The sequence below is a fragment of the Bradyrhizobium frederickii genome (genome assembly GCF_004570865.1).
Classification (GTDB): Bacteria; Pseudomonadota; Alphaproteobacteria; order Rhizobiales; family Xanthobacteraceae; genus Bradyrhizobium; species Bradyrhizobium frederickii.
Window position 1 is genome coordinate 135,820 of sequence record NZ_SPQS01000010.1, and the last position, 17,487, is coordinate 153,306.

Consider the following 17,487-nt stretch of genomic DNA (forward strand, 5'->3'; position numbering starts at 1 on the left):
GCCGGGCTTGTCCCGGCCATCCACGCCTTCCCACGCATGACCAAGAACGTGGATGCCCGGGCCTTCGCCGCGCCGAAGCGGCTACGGCCGCGCAGGCGGGACAAGCCCGGGCATGACGTGTGGATAGAGTGGCGCTCACATTGATATTCCGACCCGCGGAACAACGCCGCCTCCGTCACCGGGGGCGGCGTTTTTATTTTCCCGCGATCTGCTGACTTTGTGTACCAATGGCGCCCAGAACGCCTCGTAACTACGCTCCGTTCAAAATCGTTCGATCAGGGAGAAACACATGCGTGAAGCCGTCATCGTTTCCTATGCGCGCACGGGCCTCGCAAAATCCGGCCGCGGCGGGTTCAACATCACGCCGCCGATGTCGCTGGCGGCCCACGCCATCAAGCACGCGGTCGACCGCGCCGGCGTCGACAAGGACTATGTCGAGGATTGCTATCTCGGCAATTGCGCCCATGGCGCGCCCAACATCGGGCGCCAGGCCGCGCTGCTCGCCGGCCTGCCGAAGACCACGGCCGGCGTCTCGGTCAACCGCTTCTGCTCCTCGGGGCTGCAGACCATCGCGATGGCCGCCAACTCGATCCGCTCCGACGGTGCCGACTGCATCGTCGCCGGCGGGGCCGAGAGCATCTCGATCCCCGGCGGCGGCACGCCGAAGGAATCGGTCGATCCTGATCTGCTCAAGGTCGCTCCCGATATCTTCATGGCGATGATCGACACCGCCGACATCGTCGCCGAGCGCTACAAGCTCAGCCGCGAATACCAGGACGAGTTCTCGCTGGAATCGCAGCGCCGCATGGCCTCCGCGCAGCAGGCGGGCAAGTTCAAGGACGAGATCGTCCCGATGAAGACCAGGATGAAGGTCGTCGACAAGCAGACCAAGGCCGAGAGCATCGTCGACTACGTCGTCGACCGCGACGAGTGCAACCGGCCCGAGACCACGCTGGAAGGTCTCGCCAAGCTGGAGCCGGTGAAGGGGCCCGGCAAGTTCGTCACCGCCGGCAATGCCAGCCAGCTCTCCGACGGCGCCGCCGCCGTGGTGCTGATGGAAGCCAAGGACGCGGAGAAGCGCGGGCTGAAGCCGCTCGGCCGCTTCGTCGCCTGGGCCACCGCCGGCTGCGAGCCAGACGAGATGGGCATCGGCCCGGTGTTCGCGATTCCGAAGCTGTTGAAGCGCACCGGCCTGAAGATCGACGACATCGATCTGTGGGAGCTCAACGAAGCCTTTGCCAGCCAGTGCCTGTACTGCCGCGACCAGCTCGGCATCGATCCCGCCAAGTACAACGTCAACGGCGGCTCGATTGCGATCGGCCATCCCTTCGGCATGACCGGCGCCCGTCTCACCGGCCACCTCTTGCAGGAAGGCGCCCGCCGCAAGGCCAAGTGGGGCGTCGTCACCATGTGCATCGGCGGCGGCCAGGGCGGCGCCGGCCTGTTCGAGATCTACAGCTGAGACCAGGCGACAGGAATGCGAAAGGGCACGGCGCAAGCCGTGCCCTTTCGTTATCGGGCATAGGCGGAGACGCGACGCCTGGGCGCTGTCGGCGTCGGCGGACCCAAGCAGCGCGCCACTGTCTCGAACAGCCAGGCGACACCGGCATCCGCCATCGCGGCTTGTGAGGCGACGACACGCACAGGGTCGGGCGTCCACGGAAACGGCACGGGACGCATCACCAGGTCGAAACGCGCGGCATGGCGTTCGACCAGATGACGCGGCAAGGTCGCAATGAAATCGCTCTCGGCGAGCTGCGCGAGGGCCATCATGAAGTTGGGCACGGTCAGCGCCACGCGCCGGGGATGGCCCCGTTCGGCAAGCCTGACGTCGACGATCCCGAGCGCATCACCGGTCGCCGAGACCAGCATGTGCCGTGCCGCCAGATAGGTCGCGAGCGTGACCTTGCGGGCCATCGTGTGGCCCTTGCGCATGGCGACGACGAAGTCTTCCTCGAACAGCAAACGTTCGGCGTAGCGTGACGGCAACGGACCGACCGGCAGCACGGCGAGGTCGAGCCGGTGCGAATCGAGCTCGGAGAGCGTCTCCTGCCACACCTCGCCCGACGCCTTGCCATGACGTTGCGGCATCAGCTGCAGCAGCCGGATGTCGATTCCCGGGCCTTCCCGGGCCAGCATCTCGAGGAGAGAAGCGAGAAACACCGCGGCCAGCGCATCCGGTGTGCCGATCGTGAACGAGCGCCTCGCCGTTCGCGCGTCAAAGGGCCCGGCGGCCGACACGATCGCATCGAGGCGCGACAGGAGTTCGGCGACGGGACCTGCAAGCGCGAGCGCACGCTCCGTCGGCTTCACGCCGCTCGGCGTCTTCAGAAACAGCGGATCGTGGAAGATGCGCCGCAGCCGGGCCAATCCGTGGCTCACCGCCGAGGGCGTGAGCTTGAGCTTGTCCGCCGCACGCGAGACCTGACGCTCCTCCAGCACGGTGCTGAACACGACGAGGAGGCTGACGTCGACCCGGGCAAGCTGAGCAGGATTCAGCATGGTCTTGAGATCTTATCACTGGATTCATCACGGTCAAAGCGGCATGCAGCGACCTGTGCAACCGCATGAACCGTCAACACCGGAGCCCTCGGATGAAGAACGATCAAGACTCTCGCGCAGCCGCACCCGCGGCGGTGTCCAGGCGTCACACGCTCGCAGGGATGGCATGCATGCCGCTCGTCGTCGCCGAGGCGGCCACGGCCGACGACGTGATCGCGAAACTCATCGACCATACGCAGCAATCGAATGCGGCGCTGATGCGCGGCGACGTCGGCACCTACCGGCAGATGGTCTCCCTCACCGACGATTTCGTGCTGATGTCGCCGTTCGGCGGTGTCCCGTCAAAGGCCGCGGAGTACACGCCCGAAAGGTGGGAGCGGATGGGCCGGTTCTTCAGGAACGGCACGCACAGGCAGGAGGTCGTGCAGACCTATGGCTCGCAGGACATGGTCGTCCTGGCACTGATCGAGCGCGACAGCGTCGAGGTCGGAGGGCTGCCGGCGCAGGAATGGGCTCTGCGCGTGACGCTCGTCTACCGGCGCGTGGGCACCGAGTGGCGCCTGGCGCATCGCCACGCCGACCCGCTGGCCAACGGCATCAGCCTGCAGCAGGCGGCGGCGCTGGCGCGCGGCCTGCCCGCAAGCCAGTGAGCGGCCTCACGCCCCCGCCAGCGCCGGTGCGAACACCACTTCGATCAGCGTGCCGTGGCCCGCGCTCTTGATGTTGAAGCGGGCGCGGTTGGCCTCGACCAGGGCCTTGGTCAGCGACAGGTTCAGCGCCGCGCTGTCCGCGGCATCGCCCGGCGGCGGGGTGCGGAACGGCTCCATCGCCGCGGCGACCTCGCGCTCGGACAGGCCATGGCCGGTGTCGCGGATGCGTAACGCGATCTCGCCGCGGTCGGTCGTGGCGGTGGAGACGATGACCTGGCCGCCGGCGCTGGCGAGCCGGATCGAGTTCGAGATCAGGTTCATGGCGATCTGTCGCATCGCGCGCGCGTCGGCCGTGACCTGCGGCAGCGCATGCGCGAGCGAGGTGCGGATGATGATGCGCTCGCGATTGGCCTGCGGCTGCATCACCGTCACGCAGGCTTCGACGAGGTCGTTGAGGTTGAGGTCGGCGAAGGTGAGGTCGAGCTTGCCGGTCTCGATCCGCGACAGCTCCAGCAAATCGTCGATGATGGCGATGACGCGCTCGCCGGAGGCGCGGATGTCCTTCATGTATTCGCCGTAGCGCTCGTTGCCGAGCGCGCCGAAGCGCTCCGAGATCATCACCTCGGCAAAGCCGATGATGGCGTTGAGCGGCGTGCGGATCTCGTGGCTGATCCGCGCCAGCATGTCGGCCTTGGCGTTGGCCGCGCTGTGGACGAGGCGGCGGGCCTGCGCCAGCTCGCTCTCGCCCGCCTTGCTCTGGGAGAGGTCGCGGAACACGGCGAAGAAGTTGGGCCCGTCGGGCCGCGTGCGGCCCATGATCATCGCGAGCGGAATGACGCCGCCCTTCTTCTCGCGCCCCAGCACCTCGCGGCCGTGGTCGAGCAGGCTCGCAATGTCCTGGCTCTTGAGGCTTTCGAGATAGTCGACGACGACCTGCTGGCTCTCGGGCGCGAACAGCGTCAAGAGATTCTGCTCCAGCAGCGCCGCGCCGTCATAGCCGAACAGCGCCTCGGCGCTGCGGTTGCAGGCGTGGATGTTGCCTTCGGCATCGAACATGACGATGCCCTCGGCCGTGGTGTCGAGGATGGCGGCGAGATCTTCCGCCTCGGCTTCGCCGACCGCGGGCTCGAGTTCGGGAGCGTAAGCGAAGGGCTCCGGGTCAATGGTCTCGGCGACGACCATCTCCGCGACAGCCGTCTCCGCGATGACAGGCTCGGCAATGCCAGGCGCGGCGATGGCGGCTGGCGGCTGCGGCAGCGCGCAGATCAGCGCATGCGCGCTCTCGCCGTCCCAGTCGATCGTGTGCAGATGCGCGACTGTGGTCCGAAGCGGCGTGTCGCCGTTCGCGACCGTCGCGCTGATCGTGACAGGCGTGCCGCCTTGCGAGGTGCTGCTCGCCGAGGACACGCCGGGCTCGACATAGAGCGCATCCAGCCCGCCGGCATCCTCCAGCGCATGGATGTCGGCATGGCCCATGCGCGCGAGAAACGCGGGATTGGCGTAGAGCAGGCGGTCGAGCCGATAGATCAGGATGCCTGTCGGCAGCAGGTCGAGCAGCGCGCGGTCGCGCGCGCTGGCGCCGCGCGGCGGCGGCGCCGGCTCGGTCAGCCATTCGGCCGCCGCCTGCTGTGGCGTGGGCTCCGGCGCCGGCGGTTCGGTCGTGATCTCCGTCGCGGGCTCGGACGCGTCCGCGATCGTCTCGCGATCGCGCTCGAGCCGTTCGGACAATTGCCTGGCGAGCTCGTTGAACGCGCTGTTCTCGACCGGCGTCAGCGTCGGCGATCTCTGATCACTGAGTGATCTGACATCGCCGGCCGGTCGGAACGGCACGACATTGGGAGGGGTTTCGACGGGCGTTTCCACTGGGATGTCCGGATCTTTTGGCTGTGAAGTCGCGTCGCAGGCGAGGTCGGGTCGTTCGGCTTCGGCGGTCGGCTCGGGCCCGGGCTCAGGATCGGGCTCCGCCGGCGCGGGCTGTTCCACTGTTTCGGCCTCTTCCACTGGCTCGGCGTCGGGCTCGACCGCATCGGCGGTCAGATCATGCTGCGCCGGCGGCGCGGTGAGCTGCTCGAAGCGCCTCAGCGCATCGAGCCGGTTGAGGGCGTCGAGATCGCGGCAGACGCCGAAGCCCTTGAAGCCGGCGAAATTGCGCGCGGCATCGTAAGTCGGCAGGCCGGCAAGCTCGACCGGAAGCTGCGCGCCGCCGTCGGTCGGCCAGTTCACGGTGATGCCGGCCCAGGTGTCGTGGCTTGCCAGCGCCTGCGCGATGCGCCCCTCGGGGTCGAGCGAGAATGCCTCGGCGATCGCGTGCCAGGGACGGCCGAAGCCGCTCGCCGTGTCCGCGCCGATCAGGTGGATGAATTCGTCGGTGAGCAGCACAAAGCGGCCCTCTGCATCCGTCTGCCAGAGAAAGCGCAGCGGATGCTGGCGCGGTGCGGGCGGCTCCTGGCCCGACGATTCTTTGCCTGAAGCTTCCTGGTCCGACGGCGGCTCGACCATGCCGGATCTGATCGGCGCAGCCTGCGGCGACACAATGGCTTGAAGCGGGTTTTCAACCGGAGTCTTTGCCGCGACGTCGGCGGCCTGGCCGGCCACCTCATGCGCCGGATCTTGCCGGGTCGGTTCGACCGTCTCCTGCGGTTGGGGCGCGATGGTCCCGGTGGCGGTGGGCGCCTCGATCGGCTCGGCGAACGCATCGAACAAGGAGATCCCGGCCGAGCCGTGCTGCGACGGCGGCGGCTCGCTCGGCATGGTCGCGGCCTGCTGTGCGGGCTCGGCAGGCAAGGACTCGGCAGGCTTTTGCTCGGCCGGCATAGGCTCGGCGGGCCTGGCCTGCGCGGCGGCAGCCGGCTCGATCAGCGCGACCAAGCCGACATCGGCGCCTCGGCCGACCCGTTGCAGCACCATCTGGCCGATCCCGATCGGCGTCTCCGCGCGGCCGTCGCGCAGCGCGTCGCTGCGCGCCTTCTCGAGCCCGGCCTCGCCGAGATCGCGGAAGCCGAGCAGGGCGCGGGCGGCATCGCTGGCGCCGACGAACAGGCCGTCGGGCGCGAACGCCGCCATCGGCATTTTCGCGCCGTCCACCAGGCGATGCAGCCGCTCGATCAGCGGCATGCTGCGCAGGCTCGGATCCATCGCGGTGACGAGCACGGCATGGCTGCCGTCGGCAAAGTCGAGCCGGCTGCAGGCGCAGGTCATCAGCGTGCCGAGCCTTGCGCCGAAGCCGCGCAGCCGTTCGAGCCGCACGCTGCCGTTCGCCGGCAGCTGGCGCGCGAGCCGGGCGACCTGGCGGCGATGCGGGTCCGCCGGGCCGAACACCTTCTCCGCCAGCGCCGCGCCATGCGCCGCGCCGAACAGTCTTGCGCCGACCGGATTGGCCCACAGCACCCGCGTGCCGTCGAGCGACCACAGCCAGGCCGGCCAAGGGGAGGTCGCATGCACGGCCAGCCGCGGATCGCCCACCCCTCGCAACTGGAAATCCGAACTCGTCATCCGACCGGCTTAGTCTCACGCTAGACGCTGGCGGCTGCCGGGAATGACAGCCTTAAGAAAGGGTTAGTATCGCGCGCGCCCGCGCGCAGGTCCACGGCTCGCCCCTCCGCAGGTACCCTAAAGCCGCGATAACCTTAATCCCGCCACCCCCGCAAGCCGCAGCCCGGTTCATCCAAGGGATTCGGGGGGCTTTTAGAGCAATCGGTTGTAACGCAAGATGCCAGCCTCCCCGCAGCTCGTCATTCCGGGGCGCGCGCAGCGCGAACCCGGAATCCATCCATCCTCCGTCTCTGCGGCCTGATGGATTCCGGGCTCCCTCGCTTTCGCTCGGGCCCCGGAATGACGGCGGCAGGGCTGGACCTTCTCAACTCCCGGTTCCCCCACCGGGGAACCTCACCCTCCCCGAGATTAAATTATCGCAGCGCACCGTGATGGCGCGTTGCGCTGCACAATGTTGACATGATAGGCAGCCATAGTGCTCGGCACTGGGCGAGCCATCTCATTTCGTTTCGTGTTTCCAGACTTCGTACCCGCTGAATGCGAGGGCCCGACAGGGGCCGGCGGGCGCGCCAGAAGGCTCACTCCATTTTTTCAATTAGCGTGAGGGACAACCATGACAGGTGCGACTGATCCGTTTTCTGCCTCGATCATTCCGTTCGAGGTTCCCGAGCAGATGCGTGCGTTCGCCGAAAAGGGCGTGTCGCAGGCCCGCGAAAACTACGCCAAGTTCAAGGACGCGGCCGAGACCCATAACGGCACCGTCGAGGCCGTGTTCACCTCGGCCTCCAAGGGCGCGAGCGAATACACCGCCAAGCTGGTCGAGTTCATGAAGGCCAATTCCAGCGCGCAGCTCGACTTCGCCCAGCAGCTGTTCGGCGCCAAGTCGCCGTCGGAAGCGCTGGAGCTGTGGACCGGCCACACCCGCAAGCAGTTCGAGACCCTGCAGTCCCAGGCCAAGGAGCTGGTCGAGCTGACCCAGCGCGTTGCCGCCCAGACCGCCGAGCCGATCAAGGCCTCTGCCTCCAAGTACTATCCGCCCGCCGCCTGAGCGGTACGGCCGGAGTGAATCGAGAAACCCGGGCCCAACGGCCCGGGTTTTTTCTTCGCCTCTCTCGCGCGCGGGAGAGGCCGGCGCCGAGCGATGCGAAGCATCGCGGGGGCGACGGGTGAGGGCTCTCTCCGCCCGGGGAGTGCCCCATAAGGCAGAGACCGCGCAACGCCTTGATGGCCGCCATCAGGTCCAATTTCGTCGCACCGAACGTGATCTCAGCCGGTTTTTCACCCCATTGCGGCCTTGCCAAACCGGGCCGTTGCACCTAGTTTCCGCCCCGTCCAGCCCCCCTAGGTCGACCTTTTCAGGCACCCCTTGAGGGCGGCTCGCCAGGATGCAGTTGTAGCTCAGTTGGTTAGAGCGCCTGTCTGTGGAACAGGAGGTCGGTGGTTCGAGCCCACCCAACTGTACCAATTAAATCAAGTGCTTAGTTTAAATCACCGTTTTTCGAATGGTTCTGTAGCTACCAGCTAGCTACCACGGGGTGGCAATGAGCGACAAATACGAAGCTTGGTTTGTCGATGTTGCAACCCTTGAGCACCCCTTGGCAGAAACAACCATCGCGGCAACGAGCGAAAATGAAGCCATAGTCAGGGCCGAGGAGTGGGCCAAGAAAGTGTGCCAAGAGGTGGGGGAAGGTGTGCTGATCCTCAAGCGTCCGGGTGAACCCGGTAACATCCACAGCAAACGATTCGACCCGTTGGCGAAATAATCGTGGCTGCATCGGACACATCATTGTGGCCCGTTGTGGTCGGCGGGCTTTTGACCCTAGCGGGTACTGCTGCCGGTTCGGTCGTGACGATCATTCGCGATGTCGCGCAACACCGGCGGGATGCGAAGAAACGACGCGCGGACAAGCTCGAAGAGCTGGTTGCGGCCATTTTTGATTTTAACCATTGGCTGGAATGCGAGCGAAAACGAAAAGTGTATGGCGAAGACATCCCGGCGACAATGACGCCCTTCGCCAAGGTGCAATCCATCACATCAATCTATTTTCCGCGCTTCTCCAATTTGGTCACCGAGTTAGACCTTGCTGCAAGTAAGATAGAGATTTGGATTGCTAAAGGCGCGCATAAACGGCTCAACAAAGACGTCGCCGGTTTGAACGATGGGTGGGTGGAGGCGTATGAACCATATGTGGAGAAGCGCGAGGACCTGCTCTCGGCACTTGGGAAGTATGCCCGCGAAGAACTCCAATAGCCGAAATTCCGGAATTTTCTACGTCGTGCCAGCGGCCGGCCTTCGGCCCGTCGGCCAAGTGTCCCAGCCAGTAGCTACCTATGGTTACAATAGCCCGGGAAGCTGATTCGGGGGGGGACATGGTGCAGACGAAAGCCAAGAGGCCACGCCGCCTCAAACGCGAGGCACTGGTCTTTGCGCACCTTGAGAGGGTCTCAAAGGACCTCCTTCTCGATCATCCCGATATCGTTCGGGAGTTGATCGGCCGCAACGCGGGGGTCTACGCCCTATATCGAAAGAACAAGCTGTACTACGTCGGTCTTGCTAGTGCGTTGCGTAACCGACTGACGGCTCATGGAAAGAATCGGCACGGAAATTCCTGGGACCACTTTTCGGTTTATCTGACCATCCGCGATCAGCACCTAAGAGAAATTGAGGCTCTACTACTGCGGATCACGCGCCCCCCAGGAGCCAGGCAGACCGGGAAGCTCGCGCAATCGCGAGACATGAAGCGGCAGATAATGCGCGCTATACGTACCAAACAAGCAAAGCACCTCTCCTCTCTATTTGATTGGCGGCAGGCCCGGGACGAATCTGCCGACCCCAAGAACGTTCGTGGCGACTCAGAACTGGTCCGTCTACTACCTTCCGGAGCGAAGCTGCGGGCCGACTATAAAGGTAAGGTGTACCGGGCCCGTGCACGCAGGGACGGAACCGTTCGATATCGAGGCGTGAATTATGAATCACTGAGCCAAGCGGGAAAGGCAGTCGTGCGGCGGGCTGTGAATGGCTGGTGGTTATGGAAGATCGAACGTGGCAAGGGCAATTGGGTTCGGCTAACAACGATCAGACGTGCTGGTACGCCGGTCTATAAGTGACTAAGCGACAGCATCGGGGAGTGAGCAATGAGCAATGTTATTGCACTCAAGAGATCGGACGAGAAGAGCATCGTCAGCGCCCCCGCGGCGGATTTGTCGTTCCTGCGCGCATCGAACTACCCTGAACTTCGCTACATGGGATCCAAGAAGCGGTTACTTCCGTGGATTGGCCAAGTCCTAAGCACCATCGACTTTGAAAGCGCACTTGATCCCTTCTCGGGCACTGGCTCGGTAGGCTATCTTATCAAAACGATGGAGCGGCGCGTCGTAGCTTCAGACTTCTTGACCTTTTCTTCGCTTATCGCTCGCGCGACGATCGAGAACAACTCAAGGCAACTCGACGGGAGCCACATCAAAACGCTTTTAAGTGCGCGGAGATCGACCCCCAGCTTCATTGAGAGGACCTTTCGGGGCATCTTTTATACGCCTGATGATCTTAAGTTTCTTGACCGAGTTTCTTCCAATATTCGTCGGCTCGTTGATCCGCACCATCAGGCTCTCGCATATGCAGCGCTCTTTCGGGCCTGTCTTAAGCGTCAACCGCGAGGAGTCTTTACCGTCTCGGGCGATCTCTCGCGTTACGACGATGGTCGCCGCGATCTGCGCCTCTCGATTGAAGAGCACTTCATCGAGCAAATCGAGGTGTTCAACCAAGCAGTGTTCAACAACGGTCGGCGCAACAAGGCCATGCGCGGGGACGTCTTTGAGGCCCCATCTCGCGGAGTTGATCTTGTCTATCTTGATCCCCCCTATGTGCCGCGGTCCGACGACAATTGCTACATCAAGAGGTATCACTTCATCGAAGGGCTGGCTTCCTATTGGGACGGGCTACCGGTCGATATGTCGACCAAAGTTCGCAAGATCGAGAAGAAATATACCCCCTTCAGCTATCGCAAAACGGCGATTGAAGCTTTCGATCGGCTATTTGCTCGCTTTTCCAAGAGCATCATTGTGCTGTCCTACAGTTCTAATGGATTTCCCGATCTCGAGCATCTCGAAGCTTTGATGCGACGTTACAAGAAGTCAGTACGCCTCTTTGAAAGACAGCATCGCTATCACTTCGGCACCCATGAGAACGTCGAGCGCGCCAAGGTTACCGAATACTTGATCGTGGGCCAGTAATGCAGCGCGTCGTTCAATCGCTCAGCGACATATTGGCAAACCTCAAACCTCTCACAGTAGATTGGCAGGACCCCACCGCTATTCGTGTGATTGAGAAACTTAAGTCCTTGCCGGTCTCCGATAATTATTCGCTGGATGATATTGGACGCCTTCTCGACAACGACTTTGAAGACGGACTTCTCATCTGCCGATTGTTTCTTGGTCTCTCGAAAGATCAGTTTACTGCCAGCCTAGCAGAAGCACTTGGAGACACTGGAGCCGGCAAGTCCCGCTTCAAGCGCGACCGCGCGGGATTCCTTGCAGGCCTAGCCGCGCTTGGCATCGCGGATGCCATGGTAGCAGAGGTAAAACGAAAAGCACACTGGAGCGATACACTCGTTGAACGGCTCAGAAGCGGTCGTGGGAGCGCAATCAGTGGGCAGCGTCGAGGCCGTGGGCTCGAAGACTTCGCCGAAGAGAAGGTCCAAGAAGTATTTGGGGAACGCTTTGCTTCCCGGTCCAACTTCATGGGAGTGCGCGGTCAGCTTGCAAAATGTGACATCGCGATTCCGTCCATGCAAGACCCTCGCATTGTAATTGAGTCCAAAGCCTACGGCGCAACCGGATCGAAGATGACAGACGTCATTGGCGACATTGAAAAAATCATTTCGGCCAAACGCTCGGACACTGCGTTCCTCTTCGTCACCGACGGACTGTCTTGGCGCCAGCGTCAAAGCGACTTGAAAAAGATTGTCGCCTATCAGAACAACGGCGATATCACTCGGATCTATACTCTTGCGACAGCCGATATGTTCGTCGCAGATCTCAAGACTTTAAAAACCGAGATGGGAATCATATGAGCGTCCTTCATGTGAAGCAAATCGAGGGCGCTTTGCGAAAGGTATTCGGCCCGCTTGTTGACGTAACAGACGTTAACCAAGCAGCGGGGGACAAAGACAAGACTTTTCTATCCCGCGCCCTCGCAGCATTCGCAATCCTCCAGTTGAGTGGCACGACGCCTTCCGAGGCAGCAGCTTCGGTCACTGACGGCACAAGTGATAATGGTGTCGATGCAATCTACTACGACTCAAGTGGGAAGCTGCTCTATATCGTCCAGGCTAAATGGCACAGCGACGGCAATGGCTCCTTCAGCCGTTCGGACGTCATGAAGTTCACGACAGGTTTCGATGATTTAGCGAACCTGAGATTCGACCGCTTCAACGAGAAAGTGAAACGGCGCGAGCAATTGATACGGCAAGCCTTAAACGATAGTCAGGCGACGTTTCTCCTCGTTTTGGTGCATACTGGCACCAATGACCTCGCTGCTGAACCCGCTCGAGACCTCCAGGACAAGCTCGACTACTACAACGACAGCGAAAATCCGGAAGCGATTGAGCTATTGAAAGCTCGAGTTCTTAAGCAATCCGAAATCCATTCGATGCTCGCACGAGGCACACAGGGGGTGCCGATAGACTTAGAAGTGGCGTTGCAGAATTGGGGCGAGGCGTCCTCCCCGTACGCCGTCTATGGCCAGGTTGCCGCATCGGATGTCGCGCGCTGGTGGGCTGACCACTATCCCCAGATAGTTTCGCAGAATATTCGAATGTTTCTTGGGAGTGACACCGAAGTAAATCTCGGCCTTCAACAGACCTTGTTCACGGAGCCTGAACATTTTTGGCATTTCAACAACGGCATTACGGTTCTCTGCCGTGAAATCCGACCGAAACTACTGGGTGGAAAGAGCAAAGAGACAGGCTTCTTCACTTGCACAGATGTGAGAATAGTAAACGGCGCCCAGACGGCAGGGTCCATAAAGGCCGCGTTTGACAAGAAACCGGAGCATGTCGAGCAAGCCAAGGTTCAAGTTCGCTTTATCGCTGTAGCTGATTCCGAGCCGGTAACGCTTAGAGATGCAATCACCAAAGCGACTAACACTCAGAATCGCATCAATCGCCAAGACTTTGTTGCGCTCGACCCAGAACAGCAAAGGTTGAGAACCGAGTTAGCAATTGAGGGGCTTACATACTCTTACAAATCAAGTGAGACCACGGGTCGCGATGCTAAGACGACTGACCTGGAAGAGGCCACGATCGCACTTGCGTGCTCCAGCCAAGAGCTTTCCTATTCGACGCTAGCCAAACGAGAGATTGGTCGGCTTTGGGAGGACACAAGCAAGGCCCCCTACAAAGCGCTTTTCAACGCTCAGCTAAGCGGCTCGCGACTTTGGCGCGCCGTGCAGCTTATGCGAGTCATCGATTCGGTGCTGGCGAAGAAAGTCAAATCGTTAAGCGGGCGTGAAGAGGGCTTCCTTGTTCACGGAAATCGATTCTTAGCTCACCAGATTTTTCAAAGACTGCCGCCCGAGTGGCTAGCTACGACTGCTCCGCTACCAGCGAATATCAATGATATAGTTGAAGCCAATCTAGAAGCTGCCTTCATTGATGTCGCAGCTCGCACCGACAGACTCTACCCCCAGGCATATCTTGCCCAGCTATTTAAGAATCAGACGAAGTTATCGACCATCCTAAGTTTAGAAGCATAAGCCAAGGGTTCAAGCCGGCATTTGCCGAATCTCATCGCTCGCCAGGAACCACTGTACTTGGCACAGGGGTTGTTTCGGTGGCAAGCCTCACAGGCAATACATGATGAAAGAGTAGCACAAAGAAGAAACCAACAATAATTAGCATAAGCCCGTTCGGCCACTGTGCAACAATGAATGACCGCACTCTAACGAGTACGCGCTCTAACAGAGTGAGCGGATATTTTTCTGGGTGCTCCAATCGATATTGATCGAAATCCAACCCTTCGTGGTTGACGCTGTAGCGATCCAGAATCCGTGCATAGCGCTCGGAAAACCTTTGCAGCTCGGCGCTGTCCAGCGTTTCCCCCTTGGCAGCAAGCTCTCCTCGCAATTCATTTATCTCAAGTCCGCATCGGTGATGTTGTTCGGCGTTGACTGCGTCATTGTTGCTATACTGAACAAGAGACACCGCTAGGATCAACACCGAAGCAAGCATCGTCACTACGCTTAAATCGGCGATGACCACCTTTGGCAATTGATAGGCGAAGGGAACGAACGTTAACGCGATTACCAATGCGGATGCGAGCGCCACGAGCAAAGCCATCTTCCGATCGCGTCCTTCAAGCCGACGAGCGGCGTTGAATCTAGCCCCCTTGGTGACGTTCATCCGGTGGAGTAAGTCGTCGATCTGTGCACGCATGACTAAGTTATGTTGGCTCTGTCTACAATTATCGCCGCTTCCTCGGAGGAACGATTAGCTCGTATGGCTCTACGCCAAGCGGCTTCGCAAGCTTCTCAAGTATTTTCAGACTAGCGTAGAACGCCCCTTTTTCAAGCTGGCTAAGATAGCTGCGGCTCACCTCGGCTTCATAGGCCAAATCGTCCTGCGCAAGTCCCTTTTCATTGCGCAAGCGGCGTAGGTTGGCGGCGAGTATGTCGCGGAGGTCCATTTTGAGAATGGACCCGGTCTGTCCAAAATACGCACCTCGATATATTGAGCAAAATCGCCTACTGTAGTGTGGTTCGCCATTGCCTAAATGGGGTGACTAATGGTTTGGCTGGTTAGGACGCTTGTTGTTTGTGCTTTTGCTTTGGCCGCTCCTATCATTCTGGCGGCAAATCGCTATTCCATATTCGCCGATGTCGTCGGTGGTCTTTTGACGGGCCTGTTGGCTATTTGGCTAGCATCACTCGTCGGCAGAAAACTTCGCGCCACCTATCCTTGGGGCGTGAAACGTGTCGGCATTGCGCTGTACGTGATAGGCACGGCGCTAGCGGCGCTCTGCATAGGGCTTGCCGCATTTGCTGCCTATTCGAGTGCTGGCCGAGAGTTGATCGTGATCTCCGCAAGCATGTCCATAGTCTATTGGGCTGCCGGCTGGGGACTGTACCGTTCACTGCTTCATAATGCCGATACAAGACCGGCCGGCCGAAAGGACGGCGAAATCGCGGATGGGTTGGCTTCCCGGACCGATTGGGCTCCGCTCGCACCCGTCGGTACAAGGCGTCTTCGGAAGATCGCACTATCGCTTGGAGTCGTAGGGGCATTGGCGGCTCCGTTCGCCTTCGGAACATACAAGGCGCGCCCGACATATTCGGTATGGGTGCCGTTGACCGCGCAGCAAAAGGAAAACCTCGCTGCTCGGTTCGAAAGGAGCGACTCCTGTCGTAGGGAAATTGACGCTCTGGACAAAATTGTTTGCAACCGATGGAGGGAGCAATATGAGCAGGGCGGAGACCATGAATATTACCCGGACTTGCCAAAATACTTGGTGCTCAATGGAGGCATGGCAGCCGTAACGTTTGCGGGCGTTGTTATGCTCGCCCTCCTATTTCCGATGGTGGTCCGCGGCTTCGCCTACTCGTTCCGACGCTATTGGCAATGGCTCAACGCGTAACGCAAATTCCAGAATTGTCTACGTAGTGTCGGAGGGCCCTCAGCCCGAGCCGCGCGAGCGAATTTTGGGGCCGCCCCCGGACTGCTACTGCGCAACAAGCCAAAGGCCCCCCCACACGAGGGCAACGACAAGAATTCCAGATAGAAACATGATCAGGCGGGTGGCTCCGCTGACACCGACGGCAGGTCTATCCGGCTCCTGACCGGAAATGGCGGCAGAGAACGAGATGTACGCGCCGTTGAGAGCGGCAAATCCGACTATGTGGACCCAAACCTTGCCTATCAGATTGTAGTGATGAGGATGACCGAGAAGGAACGACACAGCTAGCCCAAGAGCTGTCACGCCGATTAAAGCGATCACGAACAGCCAAGCTGCTTCTGATGCCTTTTCCATAAACGCTACCAATCAAAGCCCATAGTTTAGCCGAATTCACTTGCGGCGCACTGAACGAAAGTTAGGACTTACGCACAATCTCGTTGAGGTTGATTCGTCAATGCGTTACACTGTGCGAAAGTCTTGCACGAAAGTGGAGCGCCACCATGACTGTCTATGGCTATGCGAGGGTAAGCACTGAGGGCCAGACGCTTGCGGTGCAGGAGGCCCAGCTGGCGGAGGCCGGTGCAATCAAGGTGTTCTCGGAGAAGATCAGCGGGGCGAGCGCGGGGAATAGGAATGCGTTGGCTAAGGCTCTCGCCGCTCTGAAAGCTGGAGACGTGTTGGTGGTGACCCGGTTGGACCGGTTGGCCCGATCAACCAGGGACCTGCTGAATGTCCTGGATACAATTGCTAAGGCGGGTGCAGGATTCAGGAGCCTTGCGGATACCTGGGCCGATACCACGACCCCGCATGGGCGACTCATGCTGACGGTGCTAGGCGGGCTTGCGGAATTCGAGCGCGAGTTGATCAAGGCTCGCACTGGCGAAGGCCGCAAGCGGGCGAAAGCACGTGGGGTGCATATGGGGAGGCCATCGGCACTGACGGCTCATCAGCAGCGAGAAGCACTTGAGCGTCGTAGGGCTGGCGAAGCGTTAACGGATATCGCTCGGACATTCGGGGTAAGCCACACCACGATCAGCAGGCTTCGGTAGATCATAGCTCATCTGCTCTCTAGTTTACTCCGTAACTGGTCTTGAACTGAGGCATCGAACATGACCGACAAGGTTGTTAAGGGTGGAGAGCCGATATGGCTACAGTCTCTGAAGGCAACTCCTTCACTATTGTGGGTCTTGATCGCGATCGTGGTGTTATTTGCAATCGGGCCGGACATAAAGCGGCTGGTGAAAATAGGTGCGATAACTAAGATCGGAATAGGTACCATCAATCTTGAACTCGCTCAGAGGCGCCTAGCTGAAGCTAAAGGCCTAAACGCCGCAGGTTTAACCAAGTCGGAACAAAAGCAGCTAAAGCGACGATTTGCCAATATTGCGGACTATGCAAATGAGGCCAGAATTCTTTGGGTTGACGATTCGAATCCACAACAAAACGTGCCGCTCAGGCGAGTGCTCGCCACGCTGTCGGTTCCGATTGACCTCGCAAATAGCACCGACGAAGCCTTGAAATGGCTTGATAGCGCAGACTACGACATCGTGATAACTGACCTTAAGCGCTCGGAAGACAAAGACGCTCCATGCCCGGGTAATCCAAGCGTAAGTCGTGCTGGCTGTGATCTAATCAGGCAAGTGAGAGAGCGCTGGTCCAAGCCGCCGATGTTTATCGTTTATGCCGGCGACATTTCGGCAATCTCGCCTAGCAAGGGATTGCAGGTCACGAATAATCCAGCTGATCTCCTTAACGCGGTCATCGATGCTATCGAACGGATCGAACCGAAAACTCCGGAAGACAACTAGGAGAAGCCCTCGTCTTTCCGAAGTTCGATCGCCTTAGCAGCCCGTTCGCGCGCTGCTTCTAATTTCTTTGCGAAGCCTTCGGCGTCCCCTACCATCGCGGTGACTGCGAGCTTCGGATGCTCGAACGGCAGTGCGGCCACAGCGGCCCGCATCCGGCGGTGCATGGGTTGGTCCGCGGAGCGATAGACCGCTTGAAGGAAATCCAGCGAAGTATTGCCCTGCACTTCGGGCGCGGTGTCGTCCATCACCTCCACCACGGGCCGATCTAGTTGGGGCTTGTACCGAAACCGGTGCCCCGGGTCGTCATCGTCCATCATCGTCAACGTTACTTCTCCCTCTTTCTTCTCTCTGAACCTGCCGAACCAACT

At 60.4% G+C, this 17,487-nt stretch carries 18 protein-coding genes and 1 tRNA gene; 13 read left to right on the top strand and 6 right to left on the bottom strand.

The window, feature by feature from the left end:
* Positions 1-289 precede the first annotated feature (289 nt).
* Complete coding sequence (locus tag E4K64_RS19025; protein WP_135164891.1) at positions 290-1,462, top strand: thiolase family protein; 1,173 nt, start codon at positions 290-292, stop codon at positions 1,460-1,462.
* 50 nt (positions 1,463-1,512) lie between these two features.
* On the opposite strand, the gene E4K64_RS19030 is transcribed toward E4K64_RS19025, so the two are convergent.
* Positions 1,513-2,502: a LysR family transcriptional regulator gene (locus tag E4K64_RS19030; protein WP_135164892.1), complete on the bottom strand. Its 990-nt coding sequence runs from the start codon at positions 2,500-2,502 to the stop codon at positions 1,513-1,515.
* A 170-nt stretch (positions 2,503-2,672) separates the two neighbouring features.
* Here E4K64_RS19030 and E4K64_RS19035 point away from each other — a divergent pair, with 170 nt between their 5' ends.
* Entirely contained in the window at positions 2,673-3,152 is a 480-nt protein-coding gene (locus E4K64_RS19035) for a YybH family protein (RefSeq protein WP_235884706.1), read from the top strand.
* A gap of 6 nt (positions 3,153-3,158) precedes the next feature.
* Here the strand turns inward: E4K64_RS19035 and E4K64_RS19040 are convergent, their stop codons facing one another.
* Positions 3,159-6,644: a PAS domain-containing sensor histidine kinase gene (locus E4K64_RS19040; protein WP_135164893.1), complete on the bottom strand. Its 3,486-nt coding sequence runs from the start codon at positions 6,642-6,644 to the stop codon at positions 3,159-3,161.
* Between the two features lie 613 nt (positions 6,645-7,257).
* On the opposite strand from E4K64_RS19040, the gene E4K64_RS19045 reads away from it, so the two are divergent.
* The 8 genes from E4K64_RS19045 to E4K64_RS19080 all read left to right on the top strand — a co-directional run bounded on the left by E4K64_RS19045 (position 7,258) and on the right by E4K64_RS19080 (position 13,395).
* The gene (locus E4K64_RS19045) at positions 7,258-7,692 is read left to right on the top strand and encodes a phasin (RefSeq protein WP_126259121.1); all 435 of its coding nucleotides are present in this window, start codon (positions 7,258-7,260) and stop codon (positions 7,690-7,692) included.
* Positions 7,693-8,031: 339 nt separating this feature from the next.
* Positions 8,032-8,108, top strand: a tRNA-His gene (locus tag E4K64_RS19050).
* A gap of 77 nt (positions 8,109-8,185) precedes the next feature.
* Positions 8,186-8,407 carry a hypothetical protein gene (locus tag E4K64_RS19055; RefSeq protein WP_135164894.1) on the top strand — a complete coding sequence of 74 codons (222 nt, stop codon included), beginning with the start codon at positions 8,186-8,188 and terminating at the stop codon, positions 8,405-8,407.
* Between the two features lie 2 nt (positions 8,408-8,409).
* A complete protein-coding gene (locus tag E4K64_RS19060; RefSeq protein ID WP_135164895.1) occupies positions 8,410-8,895 on the top strand; it encodes a hypothetical protein in 486 nt (161 codons plus the stop codon).
* A gap of 119 nt (positions 8,896-9,014) precedes the next feature.
* Complete coding sequence (locus E4K64_RS19065) at positions 9,015-9,752, top strand: DUF2924 domain-containing protein (RefSeq protein WP_167772119.1); 738 nt, start codon at positions 9,015-9,017, stop codon at positions 9,750-9,752.
* Between the two features lie 27 nt (positions 9,753-9,779).
* Positions 9,780-10,874, top strand: a complete 1,095-nt coding sequence (locus tag E4K64_RS19070) for a DNA adenine methylase (protein WP_235884707.1) — start codon at positions 9,780-9,782, stop codon at positions 10,872-10,874.
* Positions 10,874-11,713: a DpnII family type II restriction endonuclease gene (locus E4K64_RS19075; RefSeq protein WP_135164897.1), complete on the top strand. Its 840-nt coding sequence runs from the start codon at positions 10,874-10,876 to the stop codon at positions 11,711-11,713. Before E4K64_RS19070 ends, E4K64_RS19075 begins: the two co-directional genes overlap by 1 nt.
* Positions 11,710-13,395, top strand: a complete 1,686-nt coding sequence (locus E4K64_RS19080) for an AIPR family protein (protein WP_135164898.1) — start codon at positions 11,710-11,712, stop codon at positions 13,393-13,395. Before E4K64_RS19075 ends, E4K64_RS19080 begins: the two co-directional genes overlap by 4 nt.
* 31 nt (positions 13,396-13,426) lie before the next feature.
* Here E4K64_RS19080 and E4K64_RS19085 read toward each other — a convergent pair whose 3' ends face one another.
* Positions 13,427-14,074 (bottom strand): SLATT domain-containing protein, encoded by a 648-nt coding sequence (locus E4K64_RS19085; RefSeq protein WP_135164899.1) that lies wholly within the window; start codon positions 14,072-14,074, stop codon positions 13,427-13,429.
* Positions 14,075-14,102: 28 nt separating this feature from the next.
* Complete coding sequence (locus tag E4K64_RS19090) at positions 14,103-14,324, bottom strand: helix-turn-helix domain-containing protein (RefSeq protein ID WP_135164900.1); 222 nt, start codon at positions 14,322-14,324, stop codon at positions 14,103-14,105.
* Positions 14,325-14,423: 99 nt separating this feature from the next.
* On the opposite strand from E4K64_RS19090, the gene E4K64_RS19095 reads away from it, so the two are divergent.
* Positions 14,424-15,272 (top strand): hypothetical protein, encoded by an 849-nt coding sequence (locus E4K64_RS19095; RefSeq protein WP_135164901.1) that lies wholly within the window; start codon positions 14,424-14,426, stop codon positions 15,270-15,272.
* 84 nt (positions 15,273-15,356) lie between these two features.
* Here the strand turns inward: E4K64_RS19095 and E4K64_RS19100 are convergent, their stop codons facing one another.
* On the bottom strand, positions 15,357-15,665 hold the full coding sequence (locus E4K64_RS19100; RefSeq protein ID WP_135164902.1) for a hypothetical protein: 309 nt from the start codon (positions 15,663-15,665) through the stop codon (positions 15,357-15,359).
* A gap of 146 nt (positions 15,666-15,811) precedes the next feature.
* On the opposite strand from E4K64_RS19100, the gene E4K64_RS19105 reads away from it, so the two are divergent.
* Together E4K64_RS19105 and E4K64_RS19110 are read left to right on the top strand one after the other, a co-directional pair.
* Positions 15,812-16,360, top strand: coding sequence for a recombinase family protein (locus tag E4K64_RS19105; protein ID WP_135164903.1), 549 nt, complete (start codon positions 15,812-15,814; stop codon positions 16,358-16,360).
* A 60-nt stretch (positions 16,361-16,420) separates the two neighbouring features.
* On the top strand, positions 16,421-17,119 hold the full coding sequence (locus E4K64_RS19110) for a DNA-binding transcriptional response regulator (RefSeq protein WP_135164904.1): 699 nt from the start codon (positions 16,421-16,423) through the stop codon (positions 17,117-17,119).
* Here E4K64_RS19110 and E4K64_RS19115 read toward each other — a convergent pair.
* A complete protein-coding gene (locus E4K64_RS19115) occupies positions 17,116-17,442 on the bottom strand; it encodes a hypothetical protein (protein WP_135164905.1) in 327 nt (108 codons plus the stop codon). The genes E4K64_RS19110 and E4K64_RS19115 overlap by 4 nt on opposite strands.
* Between the last annotated feature and the right edge of the window lie 45 nt (positions 17,443-17,487).